Origin of the sequence: Mycolicibacterium boenickei, assembly GCF_010731295.1 — a bacterium.
Taxonomy (GTDB): Bacteria; Actinomycetota; Actinomycetes; order Mycobacteriales; family Mycobacteriaceae; genus Mycobacterium; species Mycobacterium boenickei.
The window spans coordinates 6,057,339-6,077,386 of the sequence record NZ_AP022579.1; the positions used below are offsets into that span (position 1 = coordinate 6,057,339).

The 20,048-nt window shown below is 65.1% G+C and carries 17 protein-coding genes and 2 pseudogenes; 12 read left to right on the forward strand and 7 right to left on the reverse strand.

Features of this window, described 5'->3' with window-relative positions; genetic code table 11:
* Positions 1–46 precede the first annotated feature (46 nt).
* Positions 47–877 carry an acyl-CoA thioesterase gene (locus G6N57_RS29040; protein WP_308207267.1) on the reverse strand — a complete coding sequence of 277 codons (831 nt, stop codon included), beginning with the start codon at positions 875–877 and terminating at the stop codon, positions 47–49.
* A gap of 101 nt (positions 878–978) precedes the next feature.
* Here G6N57_RS29040 and G6N57_RS29045 point away from each other — a divergent pair, with 101 nt between their 5' ends.
* The 3 genes from G6N57_RS29045 to G6N57_RS29055 are packed head-to-tail and all read left to right on the forward strand — an operon-like array spanning position 979 to position 3,406.
* Entirely contained in the window at positions 979–1,800 is an 822-nt protein-coding gene (locus tag G6N57_RS29045) for an SDR family NAD(P)-dependent oxidoreductase (protein WP_061263284.1), read from the forward strand.
* A complete protein-coding gene (locus G6N57_RS29050; protein ID WP_061263283.1) occupies positions 1,797–2,951 on the forward strand; it encodes an acyl-CoA dehydrogenase family protein in 1,155 nt (384 codons plus the stop codon). Before G6N57_RS29045 ends, G6N57_RS29050 begins: the two co-directional genes overlap by 4 nt.
* Complete coding sequence (locus tag G6N57_RS29055; RefSeq protein ID WP_061263282.1) at positions 2,948–3,406, forward strand: Zn-ribbon domain-containing OB-fold protein; 459 nt, start codon at positions 2,948–2,950, stop codon at positions 3,404–3,406. The genes G6N57_RS29050 and G6N57_RS29055 overlap by 4 nt, the downstream gene beginning before the upstream one ends.
* Positions 3,407–3,426: 20 nt before the next feature.
* Here the strand turns inward: G6N57_RS29055 and G6N57_RS32355 are convergent.
* A pseudogene (locus tag G6N57_RS32355) lies at positions 3,427–3,549 on the reverse strand (Zn-ribbon domain-containing OB-fold protein); the annotation flags it as partial.
* A gap of 231 nt (positions 3,550–3,780) precedes the next feature.
* On the opposite strand from G6N57_RS32355, the gene G6N57_RS29060 reads away from it, so the two are divergent.
* Positions 3,781–4,638: a 3-carboxyethylcatechol 2,3-dioxygenase gene (locus tag G6N57_RS29060; RefSeq protein WP_061263281.1), complete on the forward strand. Its 858-nt coding sequence runs from the start codon at positions 3,781–3,783 to the stop codon at positions 4,636–4,638.
* Here the strand turns inward: G6N57_RS29060 and G6N57_RS29065 are convergent.
* Positions 4,607–5,716, reverse strand: coding sequence for a CaiB/BaiF CoA transferase family protein (locus tag G6N57_RS29065; protein ID WP_072278937.1), 1,110 nt, complete (start codon positions 5,714–5,716; stop codon positions 4,607–4,609). The two genes, G6N57_RS29060 and G6N57_RS29065, sit on opposite strands and share 32 nt — an antisense overlap.
* Before the next feature lie 84 nt (positions 5,717–5,800).
* Between G6N57_RS29065 and G6N57_RS29070 the strand changes: the two genes are divergently transcribed.
* Together G6N57_RS29070 and G6N57_RS29075 are read left to right on the forward strand one after the other, a co-directional pair.
* A complete protein-coding gene (locus tag G6N57_RS29070; RefSeq protein WP_061263280.1) occupies positions 5,801–7,975 on the forward strand; it encodes an acyl-CoA dehydrogenase family protein in 2,175 nt (724 codons plus the stop codon).
* The gene (locus G6N57_RS29075; RefSeq protein WP_061263279.1) at positions 7,972–9,162 is read left to right on the forward strand and encodes a CaiB/BaiF CoA transferase family protein; all 1,191 of its coding nucleotides are present in this window, start codon (positions 7,972–7,974) and stop codon (positions 9,160–9,162) included. Before G6N57_RS29070 ends, G6N57_RS29075 begins: the two co-directional genes overlap by 4 nt.
* Here G6N57_RS29075 and G6N57_RS29080 read toward each other — a convergent pair.
* The 3 genes from G6N57_RS29080 to G6N57_RS29090 are packed head-to-tail and all read right to left on the reverse strand — an operon-like array spanning position 9,149 to position 11,385.
* Positions 9,149–10,489 carry a TetR/AcrR family transcriptional regulator gene (locus G6N57_RS29080; protein WP_061263278.1) on the reverse strand — a complete coding sequence of 447 codons (1,341 nt, stop codon included), beginning with the start codon at positions 10,487–10,489 and terminating at the stop codon, positions 9,149–9,151. The genes G6N57_RS29075 and G6N57_RS29080 overlap by 14 nt on opposite strands.
* A gap of 12 nt (positions 10,490–10,501) precedes the next feature.
* Positions 10,502–10,951, reverse strand: a complete 450-nt coding sequence (locus G6N57_RS29085; protein ID WP_061263277.1) for a MaoC/PaaZ C-terminal domain-containing protein — start codon at positions 10,949–10,951, stop codon at positions 10,502–10,504.
* Positions 10,948–11,385 (reverse strand): FAS1-like dehydratase domain-containing protein, encoded by a 438-nt coding sequence (locus tag G6N57_RS29090; RefSeq protein WP_171508149.1) that lies wholly within the window; start codon positions 11,383–11,385, stop codon positions 10,948–10,950. The genes G6N57_RS29085 and G6N57_RS29090 overlap by 4 nt, the downstream gene beginning before the upstream one ends.
* 87 nt (positions 11,386–11,472) lie before the next feature.
* Here G6N57_RS29090 and G6N57_RS29095 point away from each other — a divergent pair.
* Both G6N57_RS29095 and G6N57_RS29100 read left to right on the forward strand, forming a co-directional pair.
* Positions 11,473–12,911 (forward strand): annotated as a pseudogene (locus G6N57_RS29095) (aldehyde dehydrogenase).
* 19 nt (positions 12,912–12,930) lie between these two features.
* Complete coding sequence (locus tag G6N57_RS29100) at positions 12,931–14,055, forward strand: Zn-dependent alcohol dehydrogenase (RefSeq protein ID WP_061263275.1); 1,125 nt, start codon at positions 12,931–12,933, stop codon at positions 14,053–14,055.
* A gap of 70 nt (positions 14,056–14,125) precedes the next feature.
* Here the strand turns inward: G6N57_RS29100 and G6N57_RS29105 are convergent, their stop codons facing one another.
* On the reverse strand, positions 14,126–15,220 hold the full coding sequence (locus G6N57_RS29105) for a Gfo/Idh/MocA family protein (RefSeq protein WP_061263274.1): 1,095 nt from the start codon (positions 15,218–15,220) through the stop codon (positions 14,126–14,128).
* A 139-nt stretch (positions 15,221–15,359) separates the two neighbouring features.
* Here G6N57_RS29105 and G6N57_RS29110 point away from each other — a divergent pair, with 139 nt between their 5' ends.
* The 4 genes from G6N57_RS29110 to G6N57_RS29125 are packed head-to-tail and all read left to right on the forward strand — an operon-like array spanning position 15,360 to position 18,782.
* Positions 15,360–16,634: a cytochrome P450 gene (locus tag G6N57_RS29110; RefSeq protein ID WP_077743322.1), complete on the forward strand. Its 1,275-nt coding sequence runs from the start codon at positions 15,360–15,362 to the stop codon at positions 16,632–16,634.
* Positions 16,631–17,434 carry an enoyl-CoA hydratase/isomerase family protein gene (locus tag G6N57_RS29115; protein ID WP_061263272.1) on the forward strand — a complete coding sequence of 268 codons (804 nt, stop codon included), beginning with the start codon at positions 16,631–16,633 and terminating at the stop codon, positions 17,432–17,434. Before G6N57_RS29110 ends, G6N57_RS29115 begins: the two co-directional genes overlap by 4 nt.
* A gap of 2 nt (positions 17,435–17,436) precedes the next feature.
* Entirely contained in the window at positions 17,437–17,862 is a 426-nt protein-coding gene (locus tag G6N57_RS29120; protein ID WP_061263271.1) for a Zn-ribbon domain-containing OB-fold protein, read from the forward strand.
* Positions 17,859–18,782, forward strand: coding sequence for an SDR family NAD(P)-dependent oxidoreductase (locus G6N57_RS29125; RefSeq protein ID WP_061263270.1), 924 nt, complete (start codon positions 17,859–17,861; stop codon positions 18,780–18,782). The genes G6N57_RS29120 and G6N57_RS29125 overlap by 4 nt, the downstream gene beginning before the upstream one ends.
* Positions 18,783–20,048 lie beyond the last annotated feature (1,266 nt).

The following is a 20,048-nucleotide window of genomic DNA, read 5'->3' on the forward strand; positions in this document are numbered from 1 at the left end:
CGTCTTCGTCCGATGTCCACGGACGAAGTCCAAATCATTATACTGACTAACTTTCCCTGGGCGGTGGGAAGTAAATCTCCTGGGCCGCCGTGCAGACCAAATCGCCGGCCCGGTTATAGATCGCGCCCGTCGCCAGAGCGCGTCCGGCGACTCCGGTGGTTGAGGTCTGTTCGTAGAAAAGCCAATCCGAGAAATCAGCAGGGCGGTGGAACCACACTGTGTGATCGAGAAGAGCCGAGATATCGTATTGCGATTTCCGCATCGGCCCCAGCGTGGCCTCCACCGGCGTGAGAGCGCTCTGCAGGGTGAGCACACAACTGTTCACCACCGGGTCCGCCGGAACCGCACCCCTGGCGCGCAGCCAGATGCGACTCACCGGGCCAGAGGGCTCTTCTGAGTCCATGGCGATGCGCGGCGGCGGGTCGAGATAGCGGACGTCGAACGGTCGTTCCTCGATCCAAAACCCGCCGAACTCTTCGGCGTAGGGCGCGAGTTGTTGTTCGATGGGCATCAACGATTCCGGCGGTGGCGCCGCGGGCATCGTGCGCTGGTACCCGGCGGAGTGGACGCCTGCGGTGAACGAGGCGAGGCCCTCCATCAGCACCTCGCCGGCCTGGGTGGCGGCGATGCGGCGGGCCGAAAAGGTGCCGCCGTCATGCAGTCGGGTGACCTCGAACCGGACCGGCCAACGTGCATCACCACGGCGCAAGAAGTAGACGTGCAGGCTGTGCGGCCGGCGCCCCTGTGCGGTCCGGCTTGCAGCCATCAACGCCTGCGCAGCGATCTGACCACCGACGATGTGATGGTTGGGCGGATCGGGTTGGGTGCCCTCGAAGGTGTCGCCCCCCAACGGTGCGAGTTCAAACAAGTTCAACACATCCGCCAGCGTTACCAGCATCCAACCCTCGATCCCCGTGTCACTAAAACGATAAATAGTTTACTGTTTGTGGAACATCGTGCGAAGGAGGACGCGGCAACGTGCGGATCATCGTTACGGGAGGAAACAGCGGCGTAGGCAGGGCGACCGCTGGCGCGATGGTCGCGGCAGGCCATGAAGTGGTGATCGCCTGCCGGACTCTGAGCAAAGGCTTCGAGGCCGCCGAGGCGATGCCCGGCGATGTCGATGTACGCGAACTCGACCTGGCAGATCTCACGAGTGTGCGCAAGTTCGCCGATACCGTCGACTACGTCGATGTACTGGTGAACAACGCCGGAATACTCGGCCTGCCACTCACCCGTACGGCCGACGGATTCGAAGCCCACATGGGCACCAACCACCTCGGCCACTTCGCATTGACCTGTCTGCTCAGCGACCGGATCCGCGATCGCGTGGTGGCGGTGGCCAGCACGAACTACCAAACGGCCCAGATCCACCTTCACGACCTGAACTGGGAGCACCGCAAATACAACCCGTGGGCGGCGTACGGGGAATCCAAGCTGGCCAACTTGCTGTTCGTGCGTGAGTTGACGGCTCGCGGAGTAACCGCGTACGCCTCGGATCCGGGGATGACGAACACGTCGATCACCCGTGACGGTTCGGGTGCGCTGCAGTGGGCCGGCCGCGTGATCTCACCCCACATCGCCCAGAGTCCGGCTGACGGCGCACGTTCCACCATTCAAGCGATCACCACGGCACTGCCCAATGGCAGCTACATCGCCCCGCGCGGCCCATTTCATCAGTGGGGCGCGCCGAAGCCCACCAAACTGAAAGACAAGGCCCGCGACGCGAACAGCGCAAAACGGTTGTGGGAGTTGTCCGCCGAACTGACGGGATGCGAGTGGCAGGGCGACGGGACGTGACCGTCGAACGTCTGCTGCCCACCCCCGAGGCGTACGAGTTGGTACGCCTTGCCGCCACTGTCGCCGACAAGGTACTAGACCCGGTCGTCGACGAGCACGAAAGAGCGCAGACCTACCCTGAAGGCGTGTTCCGCACACTCGGCGAAACCGGTCTGCTCACACTGCCCCACCCCGAGGAATGGGGGGGCGGTGGGCAACCCTACGAGGTCTACCTGCAGGTCCTTGAGGAGCTGGCGGCGCGCTGGGCTGCTGTGGCGGTCGCAGTGAGTGTGCATGTGCTGTCGTGTCATCCGTTGATCGCGTTCGGTACCGCCGAGCAACAGGAAATGTGGCTGCCGGACATGTTGGGCGGTCAGAGGATCGGCGCCTACAGCCTGTCCGAGCCGCAGGCCGGCTCAGACGCGGCCGCACTGTCATGCAAAGCTTCCGCGGTAGATGGCGGCTACCGCATCAACGGCGCCAAGGCCTGGATCACCCACGGAGGCATCGCCGACTTCTATAGCCTTTTTGCACGTACCGGTGATGGCGCACAACCGATCTCATGCTTCCTAGTCGACCGGAGCACCGACGGGCTGTCCTTCGGCAAACCAGAGGACAAGATGGGCCTGCACGCGATACCGACCACCACGGCGCACTATGACGACGCGTTCGTAGACACCCAGCGCCGGATAGGCACCGAGGGTCAAGGATTGCAAATCGCCTTCAGTGCACTGGATTCCGGACGACTGGGCATCTCTGCCGTCGCCGTTGGACTGGCACAGGCTGCACTCGATGAAGCATCCACCTATGCCCAGCAACGGACGACATTCGGCCGCAGGATCATCGACCACCAGGGATTGGCATTCCTGTTGGCCGATATGGCCGCCGCCGTCGACTCGGCCCGTGCCACCTACCTGGATGCCGCGCGCCGACGCGATGCCGGACTGCCGTATTCACGCAATGCGTCGGTCGCAAAACTCGTTGCAACCGACGCGGCGATGAAGGTGACTACCGACGCCGTGCAGGTCCTCGGCGGGTACGGCTACACCCGCGACTACCGTGTAGAACGGTATATGCGCGAGGCGAAGATTACCCAGATCTTCGAAGGCACCAATCAGATTCAGCGGCTGGTCATCGGCCGGTCGCTCACCGCCTCGGGAGGAACGAAATGACGTCTGACACCGAATACCAGCGACCGCAGCTGCGGCTGGCACCCAGCCCGACCGCAGAGTCGCGGGCTTTCTGGACCGGGGGCGAACACGGTCAACTGCTGATCAACCGCTGTCATGGTTGCGGACATTTCTTCCACCCGCCGGGACCGGCCTGCTGGCGCTGCCGGAGCACCGATGTCGCACCGGAGCCGGTGTCCGGGCGGGGGAAGGTGACGACCTACACCGTCAACCGCCAGCCCTGGATCCCCGGGTTCGAGCCGCCCTACATCGTGGCGATGGTCGAACTCGAGGATGAGCCCGACGTCCGGCTCATCACCAATGTGGTTGGAGTGTCTGAGAACGACATCCGAATCGGCATGGCCGTCGAGGTGTTCTTCGAAGACTGGACTGCGCTCTCGGGCGCCGAGGACAGCCGGGTCTGGCTACCGCTGTTCCGTCCCGTCGGCACGGCTTGACTCCCGCCCCAACAGGTCTGTTTGATGACGAATTCAGTTATGCGGTAGCTGCTTTCGCCGAGATCAACGATGCGCAGCTTGACCCCTTGCCCGATTCGCAGGTGAGCGGGATCGGCGTCGATGACAGCGGTGATCCGCAGCCCATGATCGCCACCTCCTGGCACCCATCGGACGCTCCTCGTCGAGCGTGCGTTCGACCGAATGGTTGCCGGAGCCGGTGCGCGCCCTCGATGACCTGATACGTCAAAGAGGTCGCCGCGTTGCCGACCGTGCTGAACTGACGAGGTACGGTTTGAAGCGGTCCGCCATAGTGGTGCCGGCTGTGCGCTGAACGTCATCTAACATTAGTGTCACTTTCCATGGAGGTGACAGATATGAAGCCTGACCGACTCGTGGTGTGCGCAAGCCACAGCCCGGGCAAAGAACGCGACGTCGAGCACGCCTTTGGTCGCCAGTTCCGCTCAGCGCTCGACGCCGCCGCCGAAAAGGTGCGGGAGTTCGACCCGGACGTCGTGGTGTTGTTCGGCGGTGATCACCGACGCGCCTTCCGGCACGTGGTGCCAGCCTTCGGCGTTGCGCTGTCCGCGTCGATCCTGGCCGAGGGCGGCCATCCGGCCGGGGCTCTCGATGTGCCGTCCGCGTTGGCTCGCAGCCTGTGCGAATATCTGCTCGCAGCCGGATTCGATATCGCCACGTGTCGCGATATCGGACTCGATCATGCCTTCGCCCAACCAATTCGGGATCTGCTTGGCGATCTCACCGCCAAACCCGTCATCCCCATTGCGGTGAACTGCGCCACCGCTCCGCTCCCCACTGCCCGCCGCGTCGCCGATTTCGCAGCTGAGGTTGGGCGGTTCCTCGACGGCGTCGACCAACGCGTCCTACTGATCGGCACGGGCGGGTTGTCGCATTCACCCCCGAGCCTCGAGATCGACACCTACGACCTCAGTGACGAGGAGCGGGCACGGATCATCGCTGACGGTATGGCAGACGCGCGCAACAAGATTCGCCCCGACTGGGATGCCGAAGTGCTTGACGCGATGTCGACCTGGGATCTGGCGGCTCTGATCCGGCTCGTCGACAGCGCGCACTCCCGTGCGGGCGCCGGCGCCAATGAGGTGCGTACCTGGCTGGCGGCCGGTGCCGCCGGCGGCGGTCGGCCCATCACCCCGCTGGTCTACGAACCCGTACCGGAGTGGATCACCGGGATGGCGGTCGCGATGTCGGAGTGAGGGACCCGTCTCGCGCGGGCACCGGCCGCAACGCCGGCGTGCGGGAGAACAACGGCGCGGGCGCCGGCTGACGGACGCCATCCACCTCGACAAACACATTGCGGGCCTGCAGCTGGGCATCGTCGGCCGCCTCGACGACCGTCAGCACGGGCGTGACGCAGGCGTCGCTGTCCGCGAACACCCGAGACCACTCGTCGCGGGAACGCTGCCGGAACGTCTCAGCCAGTACCCGCCGCATCTCCGGCCAGCCGGCCTTGTCCCGTTGCGCACCAAGGGTTCCCGGATCGATCTCCAGCAGCCGCAACATCTCTCCGAAGAACTCCGGTTCGAGCGCGCCCACGGCGACGTAGCCACCGTCCGCGCATTCGTAGGTGCAGTAGAACGGCGCTGAGCCGTCGAAGATGTTGGTACCGCGCTGATCCGACCAACGGCCGTCGCCCAGCATCGACCACAACACGTGACCAAGCACCGGAGCACCGTTGACGATGGCGGCGTCGATCACCTGGCCGCGCCCCGAGCCTTGCCGCTCGATTAGGGCGGCAAGCACACCAAGGACGGCGAACATCGAGCCACCGCCGTAGTCGCCAACCAGGTTCAGCGGCGGGACGGGGGGAAGGCCTGGGTTGCCCATGGCATACAGCAACCCGGTCAGCCCGATGTAGTTGATGTCGTGACCGGCCTGCTGAGCGCGCGGCCCGGTCTGCCCCCAGCCCGTAACCCGGGTATAGATCAGACCCGGATTGCGCCGACAGCATTCGTCGGGGCCGAGTCCGAGCCGCTCGGTGACGCCGGGGCGGAATCCTTCGATGAGGACGTCGGCGCGGTCGATCAGCTGGCGAACCCGGTCGAGATCATCGGTGTTCTTCAGGTCCGCAGCGACCAGTTGGCGACCGCGCAGCCCAGCGCCGCTGCCCACATGCCCCGGTCGGTGTACTCGTAGTACCTCGGCGCCGAGATCAGCGAGCACCATGGCGGCGTGCGGACCGGGACCCATGCCCGCCAGCTCGACGACTGTGACATCTACCAGAGGGCCACTTCTTTCTTCGCCGGCCCTGCCGATATCTGACGCAACGTTCATATCTCTAACCTTGCCTACTTGGGTTGTTAACTCGTCATGTTAGATTGCATCTGACATATCCGTCACTATGCCGGGAGTAACATCGTGAGCATCTCCGCGCTCGCCATCGTCGAGGAGCACCACGAGCTGGCCGAGGCCGCCGTGGGTCAACTGTCCAGGCACAAGAGTCGCGCCACCGCCCGCGCCACCCTCGACGGCGGTTCGCCACACCCAATCGACCTGTGGGAAGCAGCTGCGGCACTCGGTTGGCATGGGTTGGCCATCAGCGAGGAGCACGGCGGCTCGGGATTCGGCATCGCCGAGCTGGCCATCGTGCTGGAAGCCATGGGTCACGAACTGTGCCCTGGACCCTTCCTGCCCACTGCGACCGCCGCACTGGTGATCGACCGCTGCGGCACCGATATGCTGCGCGCAGCCCTTCTCCCCTCGTTGGCGAGCGGGAAACTGGTTGGCGCCGTGGGCCTCTCCACAGACATCGTGCTCAGCCGCGACTCGATCGCCAATGGCACCGCCCGCGCCGTCGCCGGGGCGCCCGATGCCGGTGTGCTGGTGCTGGCCGCCGGCGCAGACCTGATCGTGGTGGACACCGAGGCCGACGGCGTGACCATCACCGCACTGGCCGGGTTGGATACCAGCCGCAGCATCGGAGATGTCACTCTGCACGATGTCGAGCTACCCGTCGAACGAATTCTTTCGGGCGCAGACACAAAGGCGCGCTCAGCTTTCCGCATTCTTGCTGCTGCCGAAGCGGTCGGTGTCGGCTGGGCGGCGCTGCGGATGGCCACCGAGTACGTCAAGGTCCGCGAGCAGTTCGGACGCACCATCGGCACCTTCCAGGCGGTCAAGCATCACCTGGCCAACATGTTCATAGCCGCCCAACAGAGCACCGCGGCGGTGTGGGACGCGGCGCGCTCGAACGATCTGGACGATGCGTCATTCGCCGCCGCGGTCGCCGCGGCCCACGCCACACGCATGCAGACGTTCATCACGCAGAAGAACATTCAGCTTCACGGCGGAATCGGCTACACCTGGGAGCACGATGCCCACCTGTACCTGCGGCGGGCCCAGAGCCTGACCGCACTGATCGGGGATACCGGCGACGCACTCGCCGACATCACCGAGGCGCAACGCACCGGGGCAGCCCACGGCGTTTCGTTCACGCTGCCCGCCGAGGCCGACAGATTCCGGCGTGAGGCGGCCGAGGCGGCCGCGCGGTTGCGCTCGTTGCCATCTGCCGAGCAACGCGACTACCTGGTCGATTCCGGTTATCTGGTGCCGCACTGGCCAAAACCGTGGGGACGCCAAGCCGGTGTGGTCGAACAACTCGTCATCGACGAGGAATTCGCGGCAGACAGCGGTGTCGATCTGCCTGATCTGGGTATCACCGGGTGGGTGATGCTCACCATCGCGCAGGCCGGTACCGATGACCAGAGGGCGCGCTGGGTAGAGCCGGTGCTGCGCGGTCAGACCAACTGGTGCCAACTGTTTTCCGAACCTGGCGCAGGCTCCGATGCCGCGGCTGTGCGCACCACGGCCACCCGGGTCGACGGTGGGTGGCGGGTCACGGGGCAAAAGGTCTGGACCAGCTTGGCGCACGAATGTCAATGGGGCCTCGCGACGGTACGCACCGATCCGGACGCCCCGAAACACGCAGGTGTCACGATGATGGCGATCGACATGTCCGCCCCTGGCGTCCGGGTGCTTCCGCTGCGTGAGCTCACCGGCGAGGCATTGTTCAACGAGGTGTTCTTGGACGATGTGTTCGTGCCCGACAACGATGTGGTCGGGGACGTCAACCGTGGCTGGCTCGTGGCGCGCGCGACGCTGGGCAATGAGCGGGTGTCGATCGGCGGCGGCTCCGGTGCCATCGGCGTGGGTGCCGACGACCTGATCAAGCTGCTCGACAACACTTCCCACGCAGCAGCGGCGCGCCGGGAGCACCGGGTCGGCGAGGTGATCGCCGAACTTCATGCCCTACGCCTACTGAATCTGCGCAATGCCAGCCGCGCCATCGCGGGCGGCGACACCGCGGCCGAGGCCAATGTCAGCAAGCTGCTTCAGGCCGAATCCTCGCAACACGTCAGCGAACTCGCGATCGAGCTGGCCGGAACGTCCGCGGTCGCCGGCGGAACGCCGGAGCTGACCCGCGCCTATCTGTACGCCCGGTGTCTGACCATCGCCGGCGGCACCTCGGAGATCATCCGCAACACCATCGCCGAGCGCCTGCTGGGCCTACCGCGCGATCCGCTGGCGAAATGACGGACGCACCGCTGGCGGGAGTCACCGTCGTGAGCATGGAACAGGCCGTCGCGGCACCGTACGCGACCCGCCAACTCGCCGACCTCGGCGCCCGCGTAGTGAAAGTCGAACGCCCGCAAGGTGGTGACTTCGCGCGCGGCTACGACCGTTCGGTGCATGGCGAGTCGAGCTACTTCGTCTGGCTCAACCGCGGCAAGGAGTCCTTGACTCTGGACCTCAAAGCTCCCGAAGGTCTGCGGATCGTGCACCGGTTGCTCGAGGACGCCGATGTGCTGGTGCAGAACCTGGGGCCGGGGGCGTCGGCCCGGATGGGTCTCGATGCCGAGTCGGTCGCCCGCTCGCACCCACAAATCATCACCGCGACCATCAGCGGCTACGGCCAGGACGGCCCGTGGAAGAACCGCAAGGCCTATGACCTGCTGGTGCAAGCCGAAGCCGGGCTGCTGTCGGTGACCGGTTCCCCGGCCGAGGTGGCACGCACCGGGGTGTCCATCGCCGACATCGCGGCCGGAATGTTCACCTTCTCCGGTATTCTCACCGCGCTGTACACCCGTGCCACCACCGGTGTGGCGCGGCCGGTTTCGGTGTCCTTGTTCGATGCGCTGGTCGAATGGATGTCTCAACCGCACTACTACGGCCGCTACGGCGGAACTGCACCCGCCCGCACGGGTGCGCGCCATCCGACCATCGCCCCGTACGGCCCGTTCACGGCCGGCGACGGCGGCACGGTTCTACTGGCGGTGCAGAATCCGCCGGAATGGCAGCGGCTCTGCGAAATCGTCTTGAACAGAGCCGATCTCGTCGCAGATCCGCGATTCGCCACCAACCCCGATCGCGTTGCGCACCGCGACGAGTTGGAGGCGATCATCAGCGCTGCGGTGGCCCGCTTGGGCACCGACGAACTCGAGGCGCGTCTCGACGAAGCGGTGGTGGCGCATGCCCGCATGAACGATGTCAAGCACCTGTCGGACCACCCGGTACTCACCGGCCGCGACCGGTGGCGCGGAATTCAGACTCCGGGCGGGCCCGCCCAGGCGCTGCCGCCTCCGGCAGAACTGGCAGGTGTGGAGCCGACGCTCGGCGACGTGCCGGCGCTGGGCGCGCACAGCCGAAAGGTGTTGTCCGAGCTGGGTTACTCCCACTCCACTGTTGACCAGTTGATCGCGGCGGGCGTCACTTCGTCGTAGCGAGGAAGCCGCGCTTGATGCAGGTCATCAACAATTCGATGACATCATCCTGGCTCAGCTGTTCGGGCAGATCCAGGGCGGCTTCGGGCACCCGGGTGACCAGGGACCGCAGGATCAGTGCCGAAATCACCGGGTCATACGGGTACGCACCGGGTCGGCGGATCAACATCCTGGCTGCGCCGATGTCCATCAGCACCTGGCCGTTCTCGCCTATCCCAACAATCGTGGGGTCGTCAGTGGTGCCCTCGGCCCAGGCGTCGATGCAGCCGGAGTACCGGTCGTAAAACTCGACGTACGTGGCCAGCCAGTGCCGCAGTGTCGATTCGTCGGCCACCGGATCCACCTGCGCGATCCGTTCTGCGAATGCCTTTGCAGCCACATAGACCTCGGCACCCACCGCGGCGAGCAGATCCTGCTTGTCGCTGAAGTACTTGTAGAAGGTGCCACGGGCGACGTCAGCGGCCGCGACGATGTCGTCGACACTGGTACTGCGGTATCCCCTGGCCCGGAACTGCGCGGCACCGGCGTCGGCCAGCGTCGTCACGGTGGCGACGGCGCGCTTACTCAGGTTCGCGGTGCGCTCGGTGATGGACAGCCCCGTGAGATCGGGAGCGTCGGGCACCTGCACGGCGTCCACATCGGCGGCCGGGTCCTCGCTGGCGTGCAGTCGTAGCGATTTCAGCACGGCCGGTGGCGTATCGGGGAACAGCACCAACTGCAGGAATACGGACAGGGTATCGATGGCGTCCTTGGCGCTGCGACCGTAGGCACGGTCGGTGTGCACGAACAGGTTGATGCGGTGCACCAGCGCGGTCATCGTCATGGCCGCGACCTCGGGATCCAGACCTTGCAGACCCGACGCGGTGAGACGTTCGGCGAGCCGATGGTTGTAGCTGCGCACGAACCCCGTGATCGCGGGTCGCACCTTCGTGTCCGACGACGCGATCGCCGTCCACTGCACGAACATCGTGGAGTACTTCTCGAAGACCCAACTCCACTCGCCGAGCCACCAGTTCAGATTGTCGAAGCCGGTTTCATCCGGGCCCATCGGGCCGATCCGGCGTGCGACCCGGAACAGTGCGCTGCCGCATTCGTTCAGCAGCTCCAGGAAGATCTCGTCCTTGCCCTGGAAGTACTGATATAGCGCGGCGCGCGATATTCCGGCGGCCTTGGCAATCGCATCGACGGAGGTGTCGAAGTAGCCGAGCCGGCCGAACAGCTCCAGCGAGACCTCGGTGATCCGGCTGCGGGTGCTGGCACCCCGGGCACCAACAGCGGGGCTGGAGGGGCCATAACTGGAGCGGCGGACTATCGAGGCTTCGGACATGGTGCCACCAGCCTATTGCTGATTCGCCGGGCCCGCGGCACCGTGTGCCGCGTTTCGTGGTCCGCTTCTAGGTACAGCGAATTCCGCAGTGCTGGTGATCGCCACACCGCCGGTCTGTCTGGTGGCGGTGAGTTCGACACTCACCCGGTCGACCTCGTCCTCCTCAGACACTGCGACGATCGTTCCCGCGCAGGTCAGAACGTCGCCCGGCCAGACCTGTTCGCGGAAGCGAACGCCGAACCGCCGCACACCGGGTGCCCCCAGCCAGTCGATGGCGAACCCGGCCAGCAGCGCTGCCGAGAACATGCCTTGCGCGAACACCGAGGGATGGCCCGCGGACCGTGCCAGTTCGTCGTCATAGTGCATGGGGTTGAAGTCACCGGACGCGCCGGAGTAGCGGACGAACATCTGCCGGGTGAGTGGACCGAACTCCCGGGACGATGCCTGATCGCCGGGCTTCATTGCCTTGCCGCCGTTTCGATGAAGGTGGCCTTTGCCTCGGCCACCACCGCCCCTGCAGTGTCGCGGTATTCGGTCACCACCGTGGCGAAGCGCATGATGCCGCCACGCTTGCCCGGCTTGGAGAACCGCTCGACGATCCGCTCCCGCGCGGTCAGGACATCGCCGGCAGCGGGCAGTTCGCCATGGAACGTGTACTCCTGCTCGCCGTGCAGGAGTCGCTTGCGGTCGAAGCCCACGTTGACCCGGACACCCGGCGGCGCCCAGCGGGCCGCACTCGTCAGGAAGGTCGGCGGAACGATCGCGTCCGGACCGCGATAGGCGGGATCCTCGCTGAGCATGGCTTCCGCGAACTCCGCGATCTTGCCGCGCTCCACGACCACCTCCCACGGTTGTCCCACACCGAGGTCGGCGTCGCTGTCAGGCTCTGCAGTCATAGTGACCAATAGTGTCAGAAAACTGTCGGATACGAAACACGAACCACATTTAATCGCCCATGAACAGCTTGTCTAAAGATGACATAGATGCCAGAATTGGCGTCCATGATCGAGTTGGCGGCGAGCTACGTCGCAGGCAAATGGGTGACGAGCGCGGCCGCCGTCACGATGGAGGTGGCCTCGCCGACCACCGGTGAGGTGCTCGGCACAGTAGGTATCGCGGGCGACGACGAAGTCTCTGCCGCCGTGGCGGCGGCCCGTACCGCACTGCCGACGTGGGCGCAAACCTCCCCGCCGATCGCGGCGCCGCGCTGGGACGGCTCGCCGATGCCCTCACCGCCCGCAAGGGCGGGCTGGCCGACCTGGCCACCGCGGAGATCGGTTCGCCACGCTCATGGAGCACCTTCGGTCAGGTCATCACCGCGACCGGGGTGTTGCGCGCCTACGCCGCCATCACACCCGACCATCCGTTCAGCTCCAGCCGACCCTCGATGACCGGTGGCGTGGTCGACGTGCGGCAGGTGCCGGTGGGCGTGGTCGCTGCGATCGTGCCGTGGAACACCCCATTGTTCATCGCGGTGCTGAAACTGGGCCCTGCGCTGGCCGCAGGATGCACGGTGGTGCTCAAGCCTGCACCCGATGCACCGCTGAGCTTCGGTGTGCTCATGGATGCGGTCGAGGAAGCCGGCATCCCGGACGGTGTGGTCAATGTGGTCAACGGCGGGGCCGTGACCGGCGAGTTGCTCACTGAGCACCCCGATGTCGACAAAGTCAGCTTCACCGGATCGACGGCGGTCGGCGCTCGAATCGCCGCGTCGTGCGGATCCCGGATCCGCCGCTGCAGCACGGAATTGGGGGGCAAGTCCGCGGCCATCGTGCTGCCCGATGCGCCGATCGAGAAGACGGTCGCCGGACTGGTCGGCGGGGTGATGGGCAACAACGGCCAGCTGTGCGCCGCGCTGACCCGAATCCTGTTGCCGCGCAGTCGGTACGACGAGTACGCAACGGCCCTGACCGCCGCGGTCTCCACGCTGACGGTCGGCGATCCGGCCGAGCGGTCCACCGATATCGGTCCCCTGATCAACGAAGCGGCGCGTGACAAGGTGGAAGGTCTCCTGCGCCGAGCGCGCGACGAGGGTGCCACGGTACTCACCGGCGGTGAGCGTCCGGACCGGCCGGGGTGGTTCGTCACCCCCGCCGTCGTCGAGGCCACCAACGACATGGAGATCGCCCGCGAGGAGGTTTTCGGTCCGGTCGTCGTCGTCATCGCCTATGACGACATTGCCGAGGCGGTGGCCATCGCCAACGACTCGCGCTACGGACTGGTGGGTGCGGTGTGGTCGGCCGATGAGGAACGAGCAGCCACGGTGGCGACGCAACTGCAAGCCGGGTCGATCGCCGTCAACTCCACCGCCGTTCTCGACTTCGGCAGCCCGTTCGGCGGCTTCAAAGAGTCCGGCATCGGCCGCGAAGGCGGCCCGGAAGGCATCACCGGATTCGTCGAGTACCAAGCCATCATCCGTTGATCCGAAAGGGATTTCATCAATGCTGACGCAGGCCGCAGTCCTGTTCGAACGCAATTCACCGTGGTCGGTCGAGACGATCGAACTCGACCCACCGAAAGCGACCGAGGTCCTCGTCGAATTGCACGCCTCCGGTATGTGCCATTCCGATGACCATCTGGTCACCGGCGACATGCCGATCGCGCTGCCGTGCATCGGTGGGCACGAGGGCGCGGGTGTGGTCAAGGCCGTCGGTGAGCACGTGTCATGGTTGGCACCAGGCGACCATGTCGTGTTCAGCTTCATCCCGTCGTGCGGGCGCTGCCCGTCATGTTCGACCGGCCATCAGAGCCTGTGCGACCTCGGCGCAAAAATCTACTCCGGCATGCAGATTCACGACGGTACCGCCCGCCACCACTTCGGCGACCAGGACCTTGCACTGGCCTGCGGCGTCGGATCGTTCGCACACCACACCGTGGTTCACGAGGCCAGCTGCGTGAAGATCCCGAAGCACTACCGGCTGGACCGGGCCTGCCTGCTCGGCTGCGGCTTCATCACCGGATGGGGATCGTCGGTGTACGCCGCCGACGTGCGGCCGGGTGACACGGTGGCCGTCGCGGGCGTCGGCGGCATCGGCGCGGCGGCGGTGCAGGGCGCCCGACTCGCCGGCGCGCGCACGATCACCGTCATCGACCCGTCGGAGTACAAGCGGGCCGAAGCGGTGAAAATGGGCGCCACCCATACCGCAGCGAACTGGGACGAAGCCAAAGGCGTTGTCGCCGCAGCCACCTGGGATCGAGGTGTGGACAAGTTCATCTGCGCCATGGGAGTCGGTGACGGCCAGCTCGTCGGCCAGGCCCTGGCCATGACGGCCAAGCGCGGCAAGCTCGTCGTCACCAACATCCACCCCATGCTGGAGCGGGAGATCCGGGCCAACCTCATGGATCTCACCCTGACCGAGAAGCAGATCGTGGGCACTCTCTACGGCTCGGGTAACCCGCGCGCTGATATCCCGAAAATCCTCGAGCTGAGCAGCGCCGGGCAGGTGGACCTGGACTCTATGGTGACCCGCACCTATCCCTTGGAGAAGGTCAACGACGGATACGCCGATATGCACGCGGGCGCCAACATCCGTGGCGTGCTGGTCTATCCGCCGGCCGAGGGTTAGCAGTCGCCGAACATGAGCTCGTGCACTACTTTTCGGTTGATTTTTCGCACACGAGCTCATGTTCGAACCGCTAAACTTGCACGGGTTCCCACCCACCGCCTTCGGTAGAGCGGTGCGCAGCGTCAATCACCGCGAGCGAGAGCAGCCCGTCCTCGAAGGTTGCTGCCGAACTGGGCGCACCATCGAACGCCGGCAGCCAATCCTCAAGCATCAGCGCCATCGCCCGGCTCGCGTGTCCGGCCAGACCAGAAGGCAGCTTCTCCGGATAGGCCGGCTCGCGGTCGGCGACCGTCAGCCGGTTCAGCCCGTCGTCGGTGGCCAAGCCCGCCGAGTATGCCGCCGAGCGCAGGTCACCGTCGCCGATGATCGTGCCGTCAGAGCCGAACAACTCCAGCCGGTAGTGATCGGCGTGGGCGCCCATCACCGAAACGCTCAGCACCGCGGTCACCCCGGATTCCATCCGCATCAACAGCGCCGCGGTGTCGTCGGCGGTGACGTTCAGGATCGTGCCATCGGGCCGCTCCCGCTCCGGCTCGGTGGTCCGCACCTCGGCGCACACAGACACCGGTTGGCCGAGCAGGCTGCACAGGAAGTCCAGGTCGTGCACCAGCATCCCGGCGAGGTAGCCTCCGCCCTGATCACGGTCGTACATCCAGCCGGCCTGCAGCGGGTGACTCGGATGCCAGTACGACGCGCTGCGGCTGACCCGGGCCAGGTACTGGGTGCCCAGAAAGCCCGAACGCACCCGGTCTGCGACGGCCAACCAGTCCGGATTCCACCGATTCTCGAAGCAACAGGCAGTGGGCAGGCTTGACTCGGCGGCGGCTCGCACCATCTCACGCGCCGCATCGAGGTCACCGGCAAGCGGCTTCTCACACAGCACAGGCTTGCCCGCGGCCAAGGCGGCCAGCGTCATATCACGATGCAGGACGTTGGGCGTCGCGACCGAGATGACATCGAGATCGTCGCGGGTCACGAACGACTGCCAATCGGTGGAAGTCTCTTCGATCCCCAGCTTGGCGGCCACGCGCTCCAGTCGATCGGGTGTGCGTGCACAGAGTGCCACAGGCTCAAAGCCCTTCGCCGCCCGCAATGCAGGCACCTGCACATGCGCACCCCACCCGACCCCGATGACGCCGACTCGCTTGGGCCCCTGTTCTGTCATGTCTCTCCTCGGTCGATTCCCTATGTGACACATATGTTAGATACGTGACGCCCACCCATCGGGATGAATCCGCACGATCCCTTCAATTGCACGTGCTCGACATTGCCAAAAGGTGACACTAGTGCCAGAATCGAGTGTTGTGAACGCGATCGACACCGATGAGCAGCAGTTCGCACCGCTGATCGACCTGCAGTGGTGGCAGGAACGCCCCGCCGACCGAACGGAGCTTTACCGGAGCCTGCGCGACGCGGGTAGTCCGGTGTTCGTCCGCACCAGCCGCCCCGACTCGCCGCGGGTACGCGGATTCTGGGCAGTCGGCTCGCACCGTGACGTCTCCCAGATCAGTCGGCGGCCGGAAGACTTCTGTTCGGGGCAAGGCACCCAGATCTTCGACCAGACGGCGGAGATGCGGGAGTACCGCGGGTCGATCATCGATATGGACGACCCCGAGCACATGCGGCTGCGCAAGATCGTCTCCCGTGGATTCACCCCGCGCATGCTCTCCGAGCTTCGTGGACTGGTGCAGGAGACGACGGCGGAGATCCTCGAAGAAATGCCGCGCTCCGGTGAGTGTGATTTCGTCGCCTCTTTCGCCACGCTGCTGCCACTCCGCATCATCGACAACATGCTGGGCGTGCCACGCGAGCACGAACAGTTCATCCTGCACGCCACCAATGTGGTGCTCGGAGCCTCCGATCCCGAATACGTACCCGACCACAGCATCAAGGGCATCGAGACGGCCGTCACAGAAACCAGCGAACAACTCATCGACTTGCTGAAAAGCATTGCCGAGGACCGTATCGCGAGCCCCCGCGACGATGTGATCAGCAAATTGGTGACCTCTGACGAGGAGAACCTGACCCCGCAGGAACTGGCCAAGTTTTTCATCCTGCTGATTGGCGCTGGTAATGAGACGACCCGCAATGCACTCACGCACGGCTTGCTGATCCTCAGCGCCCACCCCGAGCAGCGGGATCGGCTGCTGGCGAACTACGACGAACTGGCATCGCCTGCGGTCGAGGAGATCTTGCGATATGCCAGTCCCGTGATCCACATGCGCCGCACCGTCACCCGCGACGGCGTGACGCTGACCGACGAGCAGGGCGCGATCACTCACACCTTCAACGCCGGCGACAAGGTCGTCCTCTGGTACCCCGCCGCCAACCGCGATCCAGCTGTCTTCGCGGAGCCGGAGCTCTTCGATATCGCACGAAAACCGAATAACCACATAGCCTTCGGCGGTCCGGGTCCACATTTCTGCCTGGGTGCACACCTCGCCAGGCTCGAACTCAACGTCGCGTTCAAAATGCTTTTCGACCGATATCCTGATATCACCTCGGCCGGCGAGCCGGTCATGCTGAGATCGAACTTCGTCAACGGCATCAAACACCTCAAGGCGACCTACACCCCATGAACACTCAACCTGCGGTGCTGTCCGACACCACCGACGGCGTCCTGACCATCACCCTCAACCGCCCCGAGGCCGCCAACGCGGTGCGTCCTGATGACCGCGATGCGTTGATCGCGTTGTTGACTGCTGCGGATGCCGACGACAAGGTGCGCGTGGTCGTATTGCGGGCCAACGGCAAACACTTCTGCGCAGGTGCCGATGTCGGATCGCTCGCCGACCGGCGTGCAACTGTGGAAAAGCGGGTGATGGACCCGATGCGGCGCATCATGAACGGCGCCCAGAAGCTGGTGGCCAGCGTGCTGGACTGCAACAAGCCGGTGATCGCCGCAGTGCAGGGTGCCGCGACCGGCGTAGGAGCTCACCTTGTATACGCCTCCGATCTGGTCATCGCCACCGAAAATGCCTATTTTGCAGAGTCTTTCGCCAAGCGCGGCTTAGTGGTCGATGGCGGCGGCTGCTACCTGCTGCCGCGGCGGATCGGCATGCAGAAGGCCAAGGAGTTGGCGTTCTTTGGTGAGAAGCTCACCGCAGCCGAGGCTTTGAGCCTCGGCCTGGTGAACCGGGTGGTGGCGGCCGATGAGCTTGATGCCGCGATTGCCGATTTCGCCGGCCGACTGGCTACCGCACCCACGACTGCGATCGCGTTCACCAAACGACTGCTCAACGACTCCCCCGACACGGATCGCACCGGAGCCTTCGTCGCCGAGGCGATGGCGCAAGAGATCCAGTCGTATTCGCACGACTCGAAAGAGGGCGTGCAGGCCTTCGTCGAGAAGCGCCCGACCGAATTCACCGGGTGGTGACGATGGCACGTGCGGACATCCCCGTCATCGATCCGGCCAGCGCCCCGTACTGGGAAGCCGCACGACAGGGCCGATTGTTGATCGCCGAGTGCGCGGCGTGCGGCGCCGTGCACCACTATCCGCGGCCGTTCTGTCCATGGTGCTGGAGTGAGGACGTGCATCCGGTGCAGGCCGCAGGCACGGGCACGCTCTATACGTACTCGACAGTGTTCGTGAACGACCTGGCGCCCTTCAAGGAACAGCTGCCTTATGTGGCTGCCCTCGTCGAGCTAGACGAGGGTCCACGATTGATGACCACCATAGAAGGCGTTGACTCCCAAAAGCTTCGGGTCGGCATGCCGGTCACCGCGGTGTTCCGGCCTGTCGACGACAGCGACCCGGCCAGTCCGTATCTGACCATTTTCACCCCCAGCAAGGAGAACGCATGACCCGACTACTCGACGGCAAGGTGGCGCTGGTGACCGGCGCCGGTCACGGCATCGGCCGCGGCCACGCGCTCGAACTGGCCAAACACGGTGCCACTGTCGTCATCAACGACCTGGGCACCAGCCTGTCGGGTGAGGGCACCGGAAAGGTAGCCGACGAGGTGGTGCAGATCATCGAAAGCCGCGGCGGCAAAGCAGTTTCGGACTTCAGCGATGTCGGCGACGAGGAACAGGTCGATCTGGCGGTGGAGCGCGCCTACTCGCAACTGGGCCGGTTGGACATCGTTGTCAACAACGCCGGCATCGTGCGTGACAAGGCAATCTGGAACATGACCGCCGACGATTTCGACCTGGTGATGCGGGTACACGTGCGCGGTAGTTGGCTGACCAGCCGCGCGGTCGCCCGTAAGTGGCGGGACGAGTCGAAAGCCAACGGCGGGAAGGTGTATGGGCGCATCATCAACACCACCTCGGGTGCGGGGCTGCACGGACACTTCGGGCAGACCAACTACAGCGCCGCAAAAGCTGCCATCGTAGGGCTCACCCAGACCCTGAGCCTGGAGCTGGCGTCGATCGGCGCAACAGTGAACGCGATCAGCCCAGGCGGGCGCACCAGGATGTCCGCGTCGATGCCCGGAGCGCAGGCACCGATCGAGCCCGATGAGCGCCCTGACGACGAGTTCGACCCGAAAGATCCGTCGCTGGGCTCGCCAGTGGTGGCCTGGCTGGCCAGCCCTGAGGCCGGTCACGTCAGCGGTCAGGTAATCCGCGCGATGGGCGAGAGTATCCAACTGCTCAAGGGCTGGCATCCGGCGGCCTCGGTATCCAACGGCCAGAAGCGCTGGGATGCAGACAAGTTGGGCGCGATCATGGCCACCGACGTGTTCGGCACCCGCAACACCGGGCTGCGCTTAGGCGGCTGAAGCCGACGTCCTACGGACATCCAACGGACGCGCCGGGAATGCGATATCAACTGTGGCGCATTCCCGGACCGCACGCCACGAGCTCATGGTGCGCGCGGCCACTGACGACGATGACTTGCATTGCTGCGGTAGTGGTTGCGCAAACCGCCAGGGCCGCTGTTTCGAGTGTTACCAACTGTCGCGGCGGCAGTGCCGTCTGGATTCCTCGGGCCTCCGTCCAGACCAATTCGCTCGGCTCCTCGACCGGAGCATCACTCACCGCAGCCCGCACAGATATCTAATTATACAACTATCTGAATCTATTGCTATGTGTGGACTAGGATAGCTCGCTGGGTGGTCCGTCTCCCGGAAGGATTGCGACGGCATGGCTTTTTGGACGACAGGACGGTGCTCGTCGCCGTCACTCTGGCCAAAATGGACTCCACCATGGACGTACGGTGAACTCAGCGACCTTTCCGCGACGGCGACGCTTGCCACGATCGATGGCATAACGGCGAACTTGGTACCTCGCGACGTGAGTCCGTCACGCAGACAATGCGGTTCGGTTACCACAGGCGGAAGATCTGCCGGCGTCTCTGCCTACGTGAGTGGAAGCAATATCTCGGTGCCGAGTACCGCGACACATCGCATGCGAACGCTGAGCGACCGAACAACACGTTGCCCGCGAATACAGATGTCAACGCAATGGACCCCTGGATCAATCTGAGTACTGAAGACCCCGACGAATCGCGCAGACCGTGTACCGAGCATAGAGGAGGACGCCGGGCTACTGCCCCATCGAGCGGGGCGAAACTGGCCGGGCACAACGGAAATGACCCTTCAACACACGCTCACCCGCCATCGCTTTTCCAGGTCCATCCTGTTCGCATTGGCTGTCGCCATAGCTGCGGGATCAGTCGGCGCCCTCACGAGCGGCGCGCCCTCGGCAGCCGCCGATGACGAGGGCTGCACGTTCCAGCTGTCGGCACCCCAGGCGGAACAACTACCCGGCGGAAGTAGGACTGCGGTATCTGCAACTCTGGTGGCGACGAAGTGCTCGGGTCTAGCCCAGGCCACAAGCGCCACAGTCTGCATTACCGGCCCCAGGGGCACCGACACGTGCTCGTCGAGTCCCGCATGGTCGACGGCGAGGGCATTCATCAACATGTCAGCGCCGGGAGGCATCTACACCGCCCGCGGCCAGGGCTGCTGGGCAGTCTTCGAGAATGCTCAGTGCACTGACCTCGGGCCGGTCGGCTCGACGATCTGAGTGCCCACCCCACGGGC

What these genes read in the sequence shown, in the direction of transcription:
- G6N57_RS29075 (WP_061263279.1), top strand. Translation starts at nt 7,972, where the DNA reads ATGACGGACGCACCGCTGGCGGGAGTCACCGTCGTGAGCATGGAACAG.
- G6N57_RS29085 (WP_061263277.1), bottom strand. Translation starts at nt 10,951, where the DNA reads ATGAAGCCCGGCGATCAGGCATCGTCCCGGGAGTTCGGTCCACTCACC.
- G6N57_RS29100 (WP_061263275.1), top strand. Translation starts at nt 12,931, where the DNA reads ATGCTGACGCAGGCCGCAGTCCTGTTCGAACGCAATTCACCGTGGTCG.
- G6N57_RS29060 (WP_061263281.1), top strand. Translation starts at nt 3,781, where the DNA reads ATGAAGCCTGACCGACTCGTGGTGTGCGCAAGCCACAGCCCGGGCAAA.
- G6N57_RS29055 (WP_061263282.1), top strand. Translation starts at nt 2,948, where the DNA reads ATGACGTCTGACACCGAATACCAGCGACCGCAGCTGCGGCTGGCACCC.
- G6N57_RS29065 (WP_072278937.1), bottom strand. Translation starts at nt 5,716, where the DNA reads ATGAACGTTGCGTCAGATATCGGCAGGGCCGGCGAAGAAAGAAGTGGC.
- G6N57_RS29105 (WP_061263274.1), bottom strand. Translation starts at nt 15,220, where the DNA reads ATGACAGAACAGGGGCCCAAGCGAGTCGGCGTCATCGGGGTCGGGTGG.
- G6N57_RS29125 (WP_061263270.1), top strand. Translation starts at nt 17,859, where the DNA reads ATGACCCGACTACTCGACGGCAAGGTGGCGCTGGTGACCGGCGCCGGT.
- G6N57_RS29080 (WP_061263278.1), bottom strand. Translation starts at nt 10,489, where the DNA reads ATGTCCGAAGCCTCGATAGTCCGCCGCTCCAGTTATGGCCCCTCCAGC.
- G6N57_RS29115 (WP_061263272.1), top strand. Translation starts at nt 16,631, where the DNA reads ATGAACACTCAACCTGCGGTGCTGTCCGACACCACCGACGGCGTCCTG.
- G6N57_RS29120 (WP_061263271.1), top strand. Translation starts at nt 17,437, where the DNA reads ATGGCACGTGCGGACATCCCCGTCATCGATCCGGCCAGCGCCCCGTAC.
- G6N57_RS29090 (WP_171508149.1), bottom strand. Translation starts at nt 11,385, where the DNA reads ATGACTGCAGAGCCTGACAGCGACGCCGACCTCGGTGTGGGACAACCG.